The organism is Pseudoxanthomonas sp. SL93 (genome assembly GCF_026625825.1).
Taxonomy (GTDB): domain Bacteria; phylum Pseudomonadota; class Gammaproteobacteria; order Xanthomonadales; family Xanthomonadaceae; genus Pseudoxanthomonas_A.
The window spans coordinates 1,784,910-1,799,505 of record NZ_CP113065.1 but is presented as its reverse complement, the minus strand read 5'-3'; the positions used below and the strand labels follow the sequence as shown (position 1 = coordinate 1,799,505).

General features: G+C 68.0%; 13 protein-coding genes and 1 pseudogene. 10 read left to right on the top strand and 4 right to left on the bottom strand.

Features of this window, described 5'->3' with window-relative positions; genetic code table 11:
- The first annotated feature begins 45 nt into the window (after nt 1–45).
- From OVA13_RS08525 to OVA13_RS08495, 7 genes and pseudogenes are all read left to right on the top strand, one after another.
- Nucleotides 46–690 carry a histidine phosphatase family protein gene (locus OVA13_RS08525; protein ID WP_267793342.1) on the top strand — a complete coding sequence of 215 codons (645 nt, stop codon included), beginning with the start codon at nt 46–48 and terminating at the stop codon, nt 688–690.
- A gap of 64 nt (nt 691–754) precedes the next feature.
- Complete coding sequence (locus tag OVA13_RS08520) at nt 755–1,579, top strand: energy transducer TonB (protein ID WP_267793341.1); 825 nt, start codon at nt 755–757, stop codon at nt 1,577–1,579.
- 6 nt (nt 1,580–1,585) lie between these two features.
- Nucleotides 1,586–2,851: a bifunctional tetrahydrofolate synthase/dihydrofolate synthase gene (gene folC / locus OVA13_RS08515; RefSeq protein ID WP_267793340.1), complete on the top strand. Its 1,266-nt coding sequence runs from the start codon at nt 1,586–1,588 to the stop codon at nt 2,849–2,851.
- 67 nt (nt 2,852–2,918) lie between these two features.
- Entirely contained in the window at nt 2,919–3,947 is a 1,029-nt protein-coding gene (locus OVA13_RS08510) for an SPOR domain-containing protein (RefSeq protein ID WP_267793339.1), read from the top strand.
- A gap of 46 nt (nt 3,948–3,993) precedes the next feature.
- The gene (locus tag OVA13_RS08505; protein ID WP_267793338.1) at nt 3,994–4,602 is read left to right on the top strand and encodes a CvpA family protein; all 609 of its coding nucleotides are present in this window, start codon (nt 3,994–3,996) and stop codon (nt 4,600–4,602) included.
- A 7-nt stretch (nt 4,603–4,609) separates the two neighbouring features.
- A pseudogene (purF, locus tag OVA13_RS08500) lies at nt 4,610–6,090 on the top strand (amidophosphoribosyltransferase).
- A gap of 17 nt (nt 6,091–6,107) precedes the next feature.
- On the top strand, nt 6,108–6,908 hold the full coding sequence (locus tag OVA13_RS08495; RefSeq protein WP_267793337.1) for a ferritin-like domain-containing protein: 801 nt from the start codon (nt 6,108–6,110) through the stop codon (nt 6,906–6,908).
- A gap of 97 nt (nt 6,909–7,005) precedes the next feature.
- On the opposite strand, the gene lpxH is transcribed toward OVA13_RS08495, so the two are convergent.
- On the bottom strand, nt 7,006–7,743 hold the full coding sequence (lpxH, locus tag OVA13_RS08490) for a UDP-2,3-diacylglucosamine diphosphatase (protein WP_267793336.1): 738 nt from the start codon (nt 7,741–7,743) through the stop codon (nt 7,006–7,008).
- Nucleotides 7,744–7,902: 159 nt separating this feature from the next.
- Here lpxH and gltX point away from each other — a divergent pair, with 159 nt between their 5' ends.
- Both gltX and OVA13_RS08480 read left to right on the top strand, forming a co-directional pair.
- Nucleotides 7,903–9,309 (top strand): glutamate--tRNA ligase, encoded by a 1,407-nt coding sequence (gene gltX, locus OVA13_RS08485; RefSeq protein ID WP_267793335.1) that lies wholly within the window; start codon nt 7,903–7,905, stop codon nt 9,307–9,309.
- A gap of 13 nt (nt 9,310–9,322) precedes the next feature.
- On the top strand, nt 9,323–9,811 hold the full coding sequence (locus OVA13_RS08480; protein WP_267793334.1) for a Fur family transcriptional regulator: 489 nt from the start codon (nt 9,323–9,325) through the stop codon (nt 9,809–9,811).
- A 165-nt stretch (nt 9,812–9,976) separates the two neighbouring features.
- Here the strand turns inward: OVA13_RS08480 and OVA13_RS08475 are convergent, their stop codons facing one another.
- From OVA13_RS08475 to OVA13_RS08465, 3 genes are all read right to left on the bottom strand, one after another.
- Nucleotides 9,977–11,212 (bottom strand): MFS transporter, encoded by a 1,236-nt coding sequence (locus OVA13_RS08475; protein WP_267793333.1) that lies wholly within the window; start codon nt 11,210–11,212, stop codon nt 9,977–9,979.
- The gene (locus OVA13_RS08470) at nt 11,209–11,655 is read right to left on the bottom strand and encodes a MarR family winged helix-turn-helix transcriptional regulator (protein ID WP_267793332.1); all 447 of its coding nucleotides are present in this window, start codon (nt 11,653–11,655) and stop codon (nt 11,209–11,211) included. Before OVA13_RS08470 ends, OVA13_RS08475 begins: the two co-directional genes overlap by 4 nt.
- A 111-nt stretch (nt 11,656–11,766) precedes the next feature.
- Nucleotides 11,767–13,941, bottom strand: a complete 2,175-nt coding sequence (locus OVA13_RS08465) for a TonB-dependent receptor (protein ID WP_267793331.1) — start codon at nt 13,939–13,941, stop codon at nt 11,767–11,769.
- A gap of 92 nt (nt 13,942–14,033) precedes the next feature.
- On the opposite strand from OVA13_RS08465, the gene OVA13_RS08460 reads away from it, so the two are divergent.
- Nucleotides 14,034–14,441 (top strand): MerC domain-containing protein, encoded by a 408-nt coding sequence (locus tag OVA13_RS08460; protein ID WP_267793330.1) that lies wholly within the window; start codon nt 14,034–14,036, stop codon nt 14,439–14,441.
- Nucleotides 14,442–14,596: the final 155 nt, after the last annotated feature.

Sequence of the window (14,596 nt, the reverse complement as noted above, 5' to 3'; positions counted from 1 at the left end):
GGCCTCCGGAAGCGGGCCGCTTCCCTCGAATGGACAGACTGACGCATGCGCATCCTGCTTGCCCGTCACGGCGAAACGCCGTGGAACGCCGAAGGCCGTTACCAGGGCCAGATCGACATCCCGTTGTCGCCTGTCGGCGAAGGCCAGGCAACCGCGCTGGGCCAGCGGCTGAAGGACGTGCGGATCGATCGCGCGGTGGCCTCGCCGCTGTCCCGTGCGCAGCTCACCGCGCGGCTGGCGCTGGGTGATGCGCGTGCCGACATGCTGCAGACGGATGCGGACCTGCAGGAGATCGCACACGGTGAATGGGAAGGCCTGCTGGCCAGCGAGATCCAGGACAAGGATCCCGCCCGCCTGCTGGCGTGGCGCGAAGAGCCGGACACCGTGCTGATGCCGGGCGGCGAATCGTTGCGCCAGGTGCTGGACCGTTCGTGGCGTGGCCTCGCGCGTGCGTCGGAGGGACTGGGCGATGACGACACGCTGCTGATCGTCGCGCACGACGCCGTCAACCGCGTCCTGCTGTGCCGCATCCTGGGCCTGCCGATCGCCAAGCTGTGGAGCTTCCGCCAGGCGCCGACCACGCTCAACCTGCTGGAAGGGCCGGACGTGGACCGGCTGGAAGTGGTACGCCTGAACGACTGCGCCCACCACACGCCCTTCTTCGGCGAGGCGAAGCATCGGGCGTTATGAGGTCACGGCAACGCACGCCGCCGCGTGGTGGCATGCGAGGCCATTGCCATCAGGGGGAATGAGGATGAAGCACCTGCTTGCCGGATTGCTGCTCATGGCCGCGACCTTCGCCGCGCATGCGGAGACGAAGGACCCGCCGGATGCCGATGCGAAAGTGATCGAAAGCGCGCCACCCCGCTATCCCCCGGAAGCGGCTCGCGCCGGCGTCGAAGGCACCACCGTGCTGGTGCTGACGATCGGTGAGACGGGCAAGGTGGAGGACGTGCTGGTCGAGGTGACGTCGAAGAGTCAGCTGCTCGATACGGCCGCCGTCGAGGCTGCCCGCCAGTGGAAGTTTTCCCCCGCACGCGAGAAGGGCAGGCCTGTGCCCGGACGCGTCCGCATGCCGGTCGATTTCAGCATGGGCGAGCCGCCCTACAACCCCTTCCTGGCCAGGCTCGGCCCGGAAGACCGGGTATCGCCGGTGACGGTGGATGAAGACGGCACCGTGGATGGCTACATCCAGGACCCGCTGCCGATCCCGGGCGACACCGTTGAAGAAGCGCTGGCGTTGCTGGCAAAGCGCGGGACGCGGCATACCCCCGAAGGCCTGCCGCCCGGCCTGTTGTTCTACACGGTGATGGAAGGCAAGGAATACAGTCAATGGCAGGTGTACCAGGAGGGCTTTTCGCATGCCCCCGCACTGATACGCAGCCGCCTGGCCAGTGATGGCAAGCATGGCTTCTTCGTGACGCGGACCTTGTGCGATTCCACCCAGGCGGGCGCATGCGTGGCCTTCCAGTGGCATACGCAGAACATCCGGCGGCAGAAGGCGATCGCGCTGCCACCGCCTGCCACCGCATCGGCCACCGGGGACGCGAAAACCCCACCCCCCCTGCAGCAGAAGTAAGCGTCAATGCGCAGTCTCGGCGATTGGCTCGCCTACATTGAGCGGCAACACCCCCGGTCCATCGAGATGGGGCTGGAGCGCGTGCGCGAGGTCGCTGCGCGGCTCTCGCTGGACGCGCCCGGCGCCCAGGTCATCGTCGTGGGCGGCACCAATGGAAAAGGGTCGACCGTCGCCTTCATCGAGGCCATCGCGCGAGCGGCCGGCTGGAAGGTGGGCGCCTACACGTCGCCCCACCTGCTGCGCTACAACGAACGCGTGCGCATCGATGGCGAAGACGCCAGCGACGCACGGCTGGTCGCCGCATTCGAGGCCGTCGAAGCGGCGCGCGGTGACACGCCGTTGACCTATTTCGAGTTCGGCACGCTGGCCGCGCTTTGGCTGTTCCAGCACGCATCGCTGGATCTGGCCGTGCTGGAAGTGGGCCTGGGCGGGCGGCTGGACGCGGTGAACCTGGTCGATGGCGACGTGTCAGTCATCACCACCGTCGATATCGACCACACCGACTGGCTCGGCGAGGATCGCGAGGCGATCGGCCATGAGAAGGCCGGCATCGCACGCCCGTGGAAGCCGCTGGTGCTGGGCGAGGTCGATTCGCCATCCAGCGTGCTGCGGCATGCATACGCCATCGGCGCCAACGCACTGCGGCTGGGCAGCGACTTCTTCCACGAACCCATCGACACCGACCGCTGGCGCTGGCGCGAGGTGGGTACGGAATTCGAACTGCCACAACCCCGGTTGTCTGCGCCCGCGCAGCGCGCCAATGCGGCTACCGCCATCGCGGCGCTGCGCGCGCTGCCGAGGGGGGAGATCACCGAAGACGCCATCGCGCACGGCGTCGCGCACGCCAACGTCCCCGGGAGGCTGCAGCGTCAGTTCCTGGCGGGCGTGGAGGTCGTGGTCGACGTGGGCCACAACCCGCAGGCCGCACGTGAATTGGCGGCGTGGCTGCAGGCGAATCCGGTCGCCGGCGCAACGCGCGTGGTGTTCGCCGCACTCGCGGACAAGGACGTGGTGGGCGTGGTCGATGCGTTCGCCGCGCTTCCGCTGGCATGGCATCTGGCAGGCCTCGACGCAGGCGCGCGCGCGCAGACTGCCGAAAAGTTGTCCAGCCGCCTTGCTGCGACGACCGCTGCCGGTGGTGCGACGCATGCCACCGTCGCCGATGCGCTGGTCGCGGCTCGCGCGATGTCGCGGGCGGGCGACCGGGTACTGGTGTTCGGTTCTTTCCACACCGTGGCGGACGCACTGGTCGCACTGCATTCAGGTCCATGAGCCGTCGGCGCGGATGCGCGCCGTATAATCGCAGCGGCATTCCTGCCGCCCTGTACCGTGGATCTGGATGGATACTGCTCTGAAACAGCGCCTCATCGGCGCGATCGTGCTGGTGGCGCTGGCCGTCATCTTCCTCCCCATGCTGATCAAGGGGCCTGCCCCCGACAGTGGCGTCTCCGACGTCCCGCTCGACGTCCCGGCCTCGCCGGAAGGCGAATACGAAACACGCGAACTGCCGCTGGTGACGCCGGGCAATGCGCCCGCCGGTGGTGCGTTGGGTCTCGAAGGCCAGGGCGCTGCGCCCGCCTCGGGCAGCGTGGCGCCAGGGACCGGGACGGCGGCCCCGGGCATGCAGCCGGCCCCGACCGCGGCGGGCGACTTCGCTGTCAGCTTCGGCGCCTATGCGACGCAATCCGATGCCGATGCGGTGCTGGCAAGGTTGAAGCAGGCGCAGCTTCCGGGCTTCGTCGAGCCGGCGACGATCAATGGCAAATCCGCGTTCCGCGTGCGTGTCGGGCCCTACCTGGATCGCGCGGCCGCCGAAGCAGGCCGCCTGCAGGCAGTGCAGGTCCGCAATGACGTCAACGCGCAGGTGGTGACGCTGGATGCCGCGGCAGCGCCGGCGTCCGTGCCGCCCGCGCCTGCCGCCACACCTTCCGCCTCCGTACCGGTCGCGACAGCCCCGGCGCCCGCGGTCAGCACCCAGGCCTTGCCTCCCGAGCCCGCCAAACCGGCTCCCAAGCCCCCCACACCCGTGGCGGCGGCGCCCAAGCCTGCGGAAACCAAGCCGGTCGAGCCCAAGCCGGCGCCCACCGTCGCCGCGACCAAGCCGGTCGAAGCGCCGAAGCCTGCCGCTTCGAGCGTCGGTTTCGCGGTGCAGCTGGGCGCGTTCTCCAATGCGGCCGATGCCAACGCGCTGCGCGACCGCGTGCGCGGTGCCGGCTTCAGTGCATTCGTCGAACAGGTGCGCACCGACAAGGGCACGCTGAGCCGCGTCCGGGTTGGTCCGGTGGCGAACCGGGCCGATGCCGACCGTCTGAAATCCCAGGTGGCGGCGAAGGTGGGCATCGACGGCATGGTCCGTCCGCATCCTTGAGCGGGCTCGCGACGGCCTCCGCCATGACCCTTGAACGGGCGGGCGCATGAGCCTGCTGGATCTGTCGCTGCTCGCCATCATCGGCGTGTCGGCGCTTTTCGGCGCGATGCGCGGCTTTGTCGGGGTGCTGGCGTCGCTGGCCGCCTGGCTGCTGGCCGGCTGGGCGGCGTTCCACTTCGGTGCGGAGACCGCCCGATGGATGTCCAGCGACGGCCCGCCGACCGCCACCGAACTGCTGGGCGGCTACGCGCTGAGTTTCGTGGCGGTGATGCTGTTCGTGGGTATCGTCGGCTGGGTGGTCAGGCAGTTCATCAAGACGGTGGGCCTGTCCGGCCTGGATCGCGCGCTGGGACTCGTGCTGGGCCTGGTGCGCGGCGCCGTGGTGGCCTGCGTGCTGCTGGTGCTGGTCGGCTTCACGCCGCTGCCGCGCGAGCCTGAATGGCAGGAATCGCCGGTCATCCCCGTGCTCCTGCCCGGTGCGCGGTGGCTCAGCATGTGGTTGCCGGAATGGACTGTGCAGGAACTGGACTTTGGCAATGATGCCCCGGCGGGGGATAATGCGCGCCTGCCATCCTTGCCCCGCCCACTGGACGACAGTGGCGCCGCGCAGGATTCCGTCTCCCCGTCCGCGTCGCCCCAGTCGAAACCGGAGTAGGTCAACCATGTGCGGTATCGTCGGTATCGTCGGCAACCAGAATGTTGCCGGCCAGCTCTATGACGGGCTGACCGTCCTCCAACACCGCGGCCAGGACGCTGCCGGCATCGCCACCGCCGATGGCACGCGCCTGCGCGTGCACAAGGACAACGGCCTGGTGCGGGACGTGTTCAATGCCAAGGCCATGAGCGTGCTGGAAGGCCGCGTGGGCATCGCCCATTGCCGCTACCCCACCGCCGGCTCCGAAGGCATGGACGAGGCGCAGCCGTTCTACGTGAATTCGCCCTATGGCATCGCGCTGGCGCACAACGGCAACCTGATCAATACCGAGGCGCTGCGCCAGGACGTGTTCGCGCAGGACCGCCGCAACATCAACACCGACTCGGACAGCGAAGTCCTGCTGAACGTGTTCGCGCACGAACTGGACCTGCAGCGCACCCTCAGCCCCGAAGCGGCGATCCGTGCGGTGGCCGGCGTCCATCGTCGCGTGAAGGGCGGCTACGCGGTCGTCAGCGTCGTGCTGGGCTTGGGCCTGGTGGCGTTCCGCGACCCGCACGGCATCCGTCCGCTGGTGCTGGGCAAGCGCGAGCACAACGAAGGCGCCGAGTACATCATCGCCTCCGAGTCCGCCACGCTCGACATCCTGGGTTTCGCGCGCGTGCGCGACGTGCAGCCGGGCGAGGCCATCGTGATCACCGCGCGCGGCGAACTGTTCAGCGAGATCGTCGCCGAACCGCTGAACCGCACGAGCATGCACCGTGCATCTTCGAATACGTGTATTTCGCGCGTCCCGATTCGATGATCGACAACGTGTCGGTGCACAAGGCGCGCATGCGCATGGGCGTGAAGCTGGGCGAGAAGATCCTGCGCCTGCGTCCCGACCACGACATCGACACCATCATCCCGATCCCCGACACCTCGCGCGACGCCGCGCTGGAGATCTCCAACGTGCTGGGCGTGAAATACCGCGAGGGGTTCATCAAGAACCGCTACGTCGGCCGCACGTTCATCATGCCGGGGCAGGGCGAACGGGTGAAATCGGTGCGCCGCAAGCTGAACCCGATCAACCTGGAGTTCCGCAATCGCGTGGTGCTGCTGGTGGACGATTCCATCGTGCGCGGCACCACCAGCCAGCAGATCGTGCAGATGGCGCGCGATGCCGGCGCGCGCAAGGTCTATCTGGCCAGCGCCGCACCGCCGGTGCGGTTCCCCAACATCTATGGCATCGACATGCCGTCGGCCGACGAACTGATCGCGCACGGCCGCAGTGTCGAGGAGATCGAGAAGCAGCTCGGCTGCGACTGGCTGATCTACCAAGACTTGGAAGACCTGGAAGCCGCGGTGCGCGAAGGCAATCCGCAGCTGCCGCGCTTCGATTCCTCGTGCTTTGACGGCAAGTACGTCACCGGCATCGAGCCGGGCTACTTCGAGCGCATCGAGCAGATGCGTTCCGACGAAGCCAAGCGCAAGCGCCGCGTTTCCGGCTGACTTCCGCGCGGTCGGTCGTGACCACGCTTTTCGAGGCCGCGCGCGCCTGCCTGGATGCGACGTCGGTCGATGACAAGGTCGCGCTGACGCAGCGCTATGCGGCGATGTTCGCCCGCGGCGAGCTGCCCGTGCCCGAGCAGGCGCCACCACCCGCGCCGATCCGCATGCCCGGCCGGCCCCCCAGGCCTACGCTCGTGCATCCGCGCGAGCTGCCGCGCCGCGGGCTGGGCAGCGCGCAGGGCAGGGCGGCCTTCATCCACGCCATCGCCCACATCGAACTCAATGCCATCGACCTGGCATGGGATGCGGCGTACCGCTTCCGCGGGTTGCCGCTGGCGTTCCATGCCGACTGGGTAGGCGTGGCGAATGACGAGTCGCGCCATTTCGTCCTGTTGCGCGCGCGCCTGCGTGAGCTGGGCCACGACTACGGCGATTTCGACGCGCACAACGGCCTGTGGGAAATGACCGAGAAGACCGCGCACGACGGCCTCGCCCGCATGGCACTGGTGCCGCGCGTGCTGGAGGCGCGTGGCTTGGACGTGACGCCGGGCATGATCCTCAAACTGCGGGAGCTGGGCGACCACGCCACCGTCGCGATCCTGGAGCTGATCCTGCGCGAGGAAGTGGCGCATGTGGCGGCGGGTTCGCGCTGGTACCGGTGGTACTGCGCCCAGCGGGGCATCGAGCCGCGCGCGCGTTTCCGTGAACTGCTCAGGGAGCACGCCGGTGGTTACCTGCATGGCCCCTTCAACATCGAAGCGCGCCTGCTGGCGGGTTTCGACGAGGACGAGCTGGCTGCGCTGCAAGCCCGTAGTTGAGCATGTGGGAGCGACGCAAGTCGCGATGACGGCACCACGGCAGTTCATCGCGACTTGCGTCGCTCCCACGACTGCAAGAACCAGTCGGCATCGCTTTTCAGAGCGAATCCAGCGCCATCCGGTCGGGCTCCACCCGCAACACCGACCCCTGCTCGTACCAGTCCCCCAGCACGATGCGCTGGCAGCTGCGGTCGTTGACGACGAGATCATGGATCGCCGGCCGATGGGTGTGGCCGTGGATCATCGTATCGATGCCGAACTGGGCGAAGGTGGCGGCGACGGTGGCGGGCGCCACGTCGGTCAATGTCTCGAACGTGGCCTTGTCGTCCTGCTTCATGCCGCCCTGGTGCGCCTGGCTGGCGGCGCGCGCCTGCGCGGCGAAAGCCAGGCGCGCGGCCAGCGGTTGCGCCAGGAACTGCGCCTGCCAGGCCGGGTTGCGCGTCTGCGCGCGGAAAGCCTGGTAGGCGGTATCGCCGGTGCACAGCAGGTCGCCATGCAGGACCAGTGTCGGCTTCCCGTACAGCATGATGACCGCGGGATCCGGGAGGATGCGCATGCCGGCGCGGCGGGCGAACGTTTCGCCGAGCAGGAAATCGCGGTTGCCGCGGATGAAGAACACCGGCACGCCCGCATCGGCCACTTCGCGGATGCGCGCGCCCACATAGGCCCCCGTGTCGGACGGGTCGTCATCGCCCACCCAGGCCTCGAACAGATCGCCCAGCAGGTAGAGCGCATCGGCATCACGGGTTTCCCGCTGCATGAAGGCGCCGAAGAGATCCGTGATGGCCGGCCGGCTGGCGTCCAGGTGCAGGTCGGAGATGAAGAGCGTGGTCATGGCGGGATTCTAATACCTCCCCGCCAGGCTTCCTTCATCGACGGGCGCGGCCCGCCGGCGCCCCGCTGCATCGACGCGCTGCGGCGCATCCGGCCCGTCGAGCGCGGCAGAAGGGCCACGGCGCGGTAAAATCATGCGATTCCGTTCCTTGAGCATCCCATGGCCTGCCGTACCCGCTTTGCCCCCAGTCCCACCGGCTACCTGCACATCGGCGGCGCCCGCACGGCGCTGTACTGCTGGCTGGAGGCACGCCACCGCGGCGGTGATTTCATCCTGCGCATCGAGGACACCGACCGCGAGCGCAGCACCCAGGCCGCCATCGACGCCATCCTGCAGGCGATGGAGTGGCTGGGGCTGGACTATGACGAAGGCCCCATCTACCAGACCGACCGCCTGGAGCGGTACCGCGAGGTCGCCGAACAGCTGGTCGCGGCCGGCAAGGCCTACTACGCCTACGAGACCCGGGAAGAGCTCGACGCGATGCGCGAGGCGGCGATGGCGAAGCAGGAAAAGCCGCGCTACGACGGGCGCGCGCGTGATCTCGGCCTGCCCCGCCGCGACGACCCGAACCGGGTGATCCGCTTCAAGAATCCGGTCGAAGGCAGCGTGGTGTTCGAGGACCGCATCAAGGGCCGCATCGAGATCAGCAACAGCGAGCTCGACGACATGGTGATCTTCCGTCCGGACGGCTACCCCACCTACAACTTCGCGGTGGTGGTGGACGACTGGGACATGGGCATCACCGACGTCATCCGCGGCGACGACCACATCAACAACACGCCGCGCCAGATCAACATCTACCAGGCGCTCGGCGCTCCCGTGCCGCTGTTCTCGCACATGCCGATGATCCTCGACCCGGAAGGCGCCAAGCTGTCCAAGCGCACCGGCGCCGCCGACGTGATGCAGTACAGGCAGGCCGGTTACCTGCCGCATGCGCTGATCAACTACCTGGCGCGACTGGGCTGGTCGCACGGCGATCAGGAGATCTTCAGCCGGCAGGAACTGGTCGACCTGTTCTCGGTGGAGGACGTGAATTCCAAGGCCGCGCGGCTGGACATGGACAAGCTGGGCTGGGTGAACCAGCACTACCTGAAGAACGACGACCCGGCGAGCATCGCACCGCAGCTGGAATACCAGCTGCAGCAGCTCGGCATCGACCTGTCGAAAGGACCGGCGGCCGCCGACGTGGTCGTCGCCCTGCGCGACCGTGTGCAGACGCTGAAGGAGATGGCCGAGCGTTCCGTGGTCTGGTACCAGCCGCTGGAGACCTACGACGAAGCCGCCGTGGCGAAACACCTGGTGCCGGCCGCGGAGGCACCGCTCGCCAAGGCGCGCGAGCTGCTGGCACTCGCATCCGCGTGGACGTTGGAATCCGTTTCCGCCGCCCTCCATGAAGCAGCTGCCTCGCTGGGCATCGGCATGGGCAAGGTGGCGCAACCCCTGCGCGTGGCCATCACCGGCACCCAGGTCAGCCCCGACATCTCGCAGACGGTCTATCTGGCCGGGCGCGAGGAGGCCTTGAAACGCATCGATGCAGCGCTTATCAAGACAGGCAAGGCCGCCTGATCCCGGAGTGCCCATGTCGCCGTCCCACGCCTGCACCGATCCCAAGCACCACGTCCACGACGCCCAGGCGTTCGTGGTGGCGGTGGAGCGTGCCTGCCACGAGCGCGGCCTGCGGCTGACGCCGATCCGCGCCCGCGTGCTGGAACTGATCGCGGAAGCGGGCAAGCCGGTGAAGGCCTATGACCTGCTGGAGTGGGTGCGGGCGAAGAAAGGCGTCGGCGCGGATGCGCCGCCGACGGTCTACCGCGCACTCGACTTCCTCATGGCCAACGGCTTCGTGCATAAGCTGGAGTCGGTCAACGCATTCGTCGCCTGCCATCACCCGAACAGCGCGCAGCATTCGGTGCCGTTCCTGATCTGCGACCGCTGCCATAGCGCGGTGGAACTGGAGGACCGGGAAGTGGTCACCCAGTTGGAACAGCGTGCCAAGGCACTCGGCTTCCAGCCACAGGCCCAGACGCTGGAAGTGCACGGGTTGTGCGCGCGCTGCGCCGAGGCCTGACGCATCACCCGTTGTAGGAGCGACGTAAGTCGCGACCGCAGACTTCGAGCGAGCTGACTCCTTGTCTCGCGCGATTTCTGCGCCGACAGCGCGTGATGCCGTTGGAAGTTCCTGGCAAGCGATGCCGTACGGTCGCGACTCACGTCGCTCCTACAGTCAAGCCGGTTACGCCGCTGCCGGTGCTGCCTTCGGTGACTTCTCCCTTATCGGCAGGTTGGCCGCCGCCGCGATCAATGCCAGCACCATGTCGCCGTACCACATCCACGTGTAGTCGCCGGAGTGTTCCAGCGCCACGCCGCCCAGCCAGGCGCCGAAGAAGCCGCCCAACTGGTGCGACAGCAGCGTCAGGCCGAACAGCGTGCCCAGGTAGCGGGGACCGAACAGCTTGCCGACCAGGCCCGCCGTGGGCGGTACGGTTGCCAGCCAGGTGAAGCCCAAGGCAGCGGCGAACACATAGAACGTCAAGGCCGTGGGCGGCGCCAGCAGGTAGAGCGCGATCATCACCGCACGGCTGGCGTACATCACCGCAAGGATCGTCTTCATCCGATAGCGCTGGCCGAGCGCGCCGGCGGCCAGGCTGCCCGCCACGTTGAACAGCCCGATCAAGGCGATCGAGATCGCCGACACGCTGCCTGGCAGTCCGCACAGGGCGATTTCGCCCGGCAGGTGCGTCACCAGAAACGCGATGTGCACGCCGCAGGTGAAGAAACCGATGTGCAGCATCCAGTAACTGCGGTCGCGTAGGGCGATGGCGATCTGCTGGCGCAGCGTGATCTCGCCGACCGCGGTGGCCACGCTGCCGCCACCGGTGGCCACCGCCTTGCGCCGCAACGGCCACGCCAGCGGGATCGCCAGCAACGAGGCCACGGCAAGCGTGTACATCGCCGATCCCCATCCTGCGGCGGTGATGACGAACTGCACGATGGGCGCGAACACGAACTGCCCAAGCGAGCCACCCGCGTTGATGAAGCCCGCGGCGAACGATCGCTTCTCCGGCGCCAGCTGCTGCGCGGTCGCGCCGATCAGGATCGAGAAACTGCCTGCGCCAGCGCCGGCGGCGGTCAGCACGCCCAGCGTGAACATGAGCCCCCATTGCGAAGGCATCAGGGGTGTCAGTGCCAGCCCGAGCGACAGCAGTACGCCGCCGAAGACCAGCACGCCCGTGGAGCCGCGCTTGTCCGCGATGGCGCCGAAGACCGGCTGCACCGCGCCCCAGGTGAACTGTCCGATGGCCAGCGCGAAGCTGATCGCGGCGATGCCGATGCCGGTGCTCTGGTGGATCGGCGTGACGAACAGGCCCGTCGTCTGCCGCGCGCCCATGGTGATCATCAGCATGCCCGCGGCGGCAAGCAGCAGGCCCCAGTGCATGCGGGGTGCGGACGATTCCGTTGCGGTGTTCATGCGGCCTCCCCGAGGTGCTGACGCAGCAGGCCGTCCAGGCGGTCCAGTTCGCCATGCAGGCGCTGGACGGCGTCGTCGCCCATGAGTCCGTCGATGACCGCCTGCGCGCGCTGCCAGCGCGGTTTCGCACGGGTGAGCCGCGTGCGGCCCTCGGTCGTCAGTGCCACCAGGCGCTGGCGGGCGTCTTCGCCACGGAAGGTTTCCAGCAGTCCGGCATCGACCAGCGGCGCCAGATTGCGCGTCAGGGTAGTGCGGTCCATGCCGAGTTCCTCGGCCAGTCCGCCGAGCGCGCGGGGCTCGCGTTCGGTCCGGCGGAGGATCGAGTACTGGTTCAGGCTGAGGCCGACCCCGGCCAGTTCGTGGTCGTACACCTGTGTCACGCGCCGGCTGGCGCGCCGGAGGCGGAAACAGGTGCACACGCTGGGCGTGGGGGAAGACGACATGGGGGTGACTCGCGTGGCGATGCGCTATTATGTGTATATGCACGTAATTGCTGTCAAGAAGGGCGGCTGCCAAACCGGCCAGCCGCCCGGGGGAGGAACGTCAATGCGGCATCAGAAGTACGCGCGCAGGCCGAAGGCGACCCCACGGCCCGGCAGCGGCGCATAGTCGCGCAGCAGCGAGGTGTGCGGGCGGGCTTCCTCGTCCGTCAGGTTGCTGCCATCCAGGAAGACCTCCCAGCTGGACGCGGTGCGCTCCCAGCGGTACGCCACGTGCGCATCCACCAGGGTGTAACCGTCGCTGGCTTCCTCGTTCTGCGCCACATCGTCCTGCTTGCCGTAGCGCACGGCACCCACGGAAGCGCGCCATCCCCCCAGCGACCAGCCCAGGTCGGCGCCGACACGCATCGGCGCGATGCGGGGCAGGTAACCGCCCTGCGCGATCTGCACTTCGTAGTCGTGGGTGTGGTCGCCATGCGGCACTTCGAACGCGGCCGTGCGCGTGCCGCTGCCATCCAGCTCGGCGCGCACGTAGTCGCCGAACAGGCGCAGGTCCCATGCACCGCTGGCGGTGTCGGCCAGCTGAATCTTCGCTTCCGCTTCGGCGCCGGTGAACGTGGCGTCGTCCTGCGTCCACAGGCGCACCGGGTAGCCTTCCTCTTCCACGCCGGTGTCGGTGAGGTAGATGAAGTCGGTGAACTTGGTCTGGTACAGCGCCAGCTTCAGGTCCACGCGGTCGGTATGCCAGTGCGCGCCGATTTCCGCGCGCACGCCCTTCTCGGTGTCGAGGGCTTCATCGCCGATCTCGATCGACTGCGTGGCCACGTGGGTGCCGCCGGCGAACAGCTCCTCGTTGGTCGGTGCGCGTTCGGAGCGGTCCAGGCCGAAGCGAAGATCGAAACCATCGGTCAGGCGCCAGATGGCGGCGGCCGACAGGTTGACCGCATCGAAGTCACGCGCGGCGCGATCTTCCGGCTTCAGCTCCACGTGGTCGTAGCGAACGCCCAGTTCCAGCTTCCAGGGGCCGAAATCCTTCTCCTGCACGATGAAGGCACCGACGTTGTCGGTGGTGGTGGAGGGCACGAAGGCCTCCTCGCCGACGGCGCCGAAATCGGTGCTGCCGAACTGCAGGCCGAACGCGCCACGCCAACCGTTCCAGTCCTTCTGCACGGCTTCGAGTCGCGCGTCGTAGCCTTCGTTGGTGAATCGGGTGGCGGGCAGGCCGCCTTCCAGTTCGACGTGTTCGTAGTCGTTCCAGGCGGCTCGCAGGTTGACGCTCTGCAGGAACGACACCGGGTTGTAGATGCCGGTCTTCAGGTCCACGCGGTTCTGCACCATGTCGATGCGCACCGCGCCTTCCTCATGGGCTTCCTCGTCGCGGTCGGCTTCGCCATCGTGGTCATGGTCGTGGTCTTCCACGCCGTGCACGTGGGCGCCGGCGGGAATGCCGTAGTTGCTGCGGTAGGTGCTGCCGGCCAGGCCGAAATAACCCCCTTCGCCCAGCCAGGTGGCGCCGATCGCGCCGGCGCGGGTCTTCACCGAGCTGTTGAGAAGCGTGCCCTCGGGCTGCGGCTCTTCCTCGTGCTCTTCTCCTTCCTCATGGTCATGCAGGATGGCCACGCCGGGGATGTCGTAGTCGTCGGTGTCGCGCACCAGGCCATCGACGTGCAGCACCCAGTTCCCGTTGACGCCATCCAGGCGGAACATGCCCGTGCGCTCATCGTTCACGGTGTTGCCGCGGATCTCGGCGCGGCCGCTCAGGGGTTCGTCCGGGATCGTGTCGGCCAGGCGGCCGTCCACCACGTTGACGGCGCCGCCGATGGCGCCGCTGCCGAACAGCAGTGTCGCGGGGCCTTTGAGCACTTCGATCTGGTCGGCCAGGAACGGTTCGATGCTCACCGCATGGTCGGCGCTGACCGTGGACGCATCCATCGAACCGATGCCGCCGGACAGCACCTGCACGCGCGGGCCTTCCTGACCACGGATGATCGGGCGGCCCACGCCGGTGCCGAAGTAGGTGGTCTGCACGCCGGGCAGCTTCGCCACCGTCTCGCCCAGCGTTCCGGACTTGGCCTTGTCCAGGTCTTCCCCGTACAGCACTTCCACCGGAGTGGCCACGGACTCGGCATTGCCCTTCAGCGGGGACGCGGTCACCACCACCGCGTCCAGGTCGGTGGCCTGGCCCGTGCCGCCGGCATCGTTGGCGAAGGCGGCGGACGGCAGCACGGCGAGGGCCAGGGCGCTGGCCAGCAGGTGGGGGGAAGGCAGGGAGCGGCGCTTCGATTCCATGGGGTTCCGGGTTCACTCGGTGGGGTTGGGATTGATGTTATAATATACCAATAGTGACAATATAACCCCCCCGGAAGTCATACTTGTCTCCCATGAAGTCCACGTTCCGCGCCCTGATCGATCGTTTTGCCGCTGCCGGCTCGATGATCTGTGCCCTCCATTGCGCCATCACGCCCTTGCTGCTGGCCGTCATTCCGTCCTTGGGCCTGTCGGTCTGGCTGGGGGACGGCTTCGAGCGCGGCTTTGTCGTGTTCGTCACCGTGCTGGGGTTGTTCAGTCTGGTGTGGGGCTACCGCCGCCATCGCGCGTTCCGTGCGCTGGGCATGCTGCTGTTCGGCCTGGCGGCCCTGTGGGCGGGCGTGTTGTACGCGCCGCTGCATGAGGCCGTGGTGCCGCATGCCATCGTCATGACGGTGGGCGGCATGCTGGTGGGGCTGGCCCACCTGCTGAACCTCCGGCTGAACCACTGGCACGTCCACGACGCCAGCTGCGCCCACTGAAACCCTATTTCCGCCCGCGCCGGACCCGGCAAAACCACGCCCGGACAGGGCTTTGAGGGTCCTGCTGTGGTAGGCTTTGCGCCTTCGCGCAGGGCGCAGAGGCAGGCGAACGCCTTCGCAACGGCCCATATCCCTGGGCGGTCTTTTCAATGAAT

Coding starts and splice junctions, on each gene's coding strand:
- OVA13_RS08480 (WP_267793334.1), top strand. CDS start 9,323: ATGTCGCCGTCCCACGCCTGCACCGATCCCAAGCACCACGTCCACGAC.
- OVA13_RS08475 (WP_267793333.1), bottom strand. CDS start 11,212: ATGAACACCGCAACGGAATCGTCCGCACCCCGCATGCACTGGGGCCTG.
- gltX (WP_267793335.1), top strand. CDS start 7,903: ATGGCCTGCCGTACCCGCTTTGCCCCCAGTCCCACCGGCTACCTGCAC.
- OVA13_RS08460 (WP_267793330.1), top strand. CDS start 14,034: ATGAAGTCCACGTTCCGCGCCCTGATCGATCGTTTTGCCGCTGCCGGC.
- OVA13_RS08465 (WP_267793331.1), bottom strand. CDS start 13,941: ATGGAATCGAAGCGCCGCTCCCTGCCTTCCCCCCACCTGCTGGCCAGC.
- folC (WP_267793340.1), top strand. CDS start 1,586: ATGCGCAGTCTCGGCGATTGGCTCGCCTACATTGAGCGGCAACACCCC.
- OVA13_RS08525 (WP_267793342.1), top strand. CDS start 46: ATGCGCATCCTGCTTGCCCGTCACGGCGAAACGCCGTGGAACGCCGAA.
- OVA13_RS08505 (WP_267793338.1), top strand. CDS start 3,994: ATGAGCCTGCTGGATCTGTCGCTGCTCGCCATCATCGGCGTGTCGGCG.
- OVA13_RS08520 (WP_267793341.1), top strand. CDS start 755: ATGAAGCACCTGCTTGCCGGATTGCTGCTCATGGCCGCGACCTTCGCC.
- OVA13_RS08510 (WP_267793339.1), top strand. CDS start 2,919: ATGGATACTGCTCTGAAACAGCGCCTCATCGGCGCGATCGTGCTGGTG.
- lpxH (WP_267793336.1), bottom strand. CDS start 7,743: ATGACCACGCTCTTCATCTCCGACCTGCACCTGGACGCCAGCCGGCCG.
- OVA13_RS08470 (WP_267793332.1), bottom strand. CDS start 11,655: ATGTCGTCTTCCCCCACGCCCAGCGTGTGCACCTGTTTCCGCCTCCGG.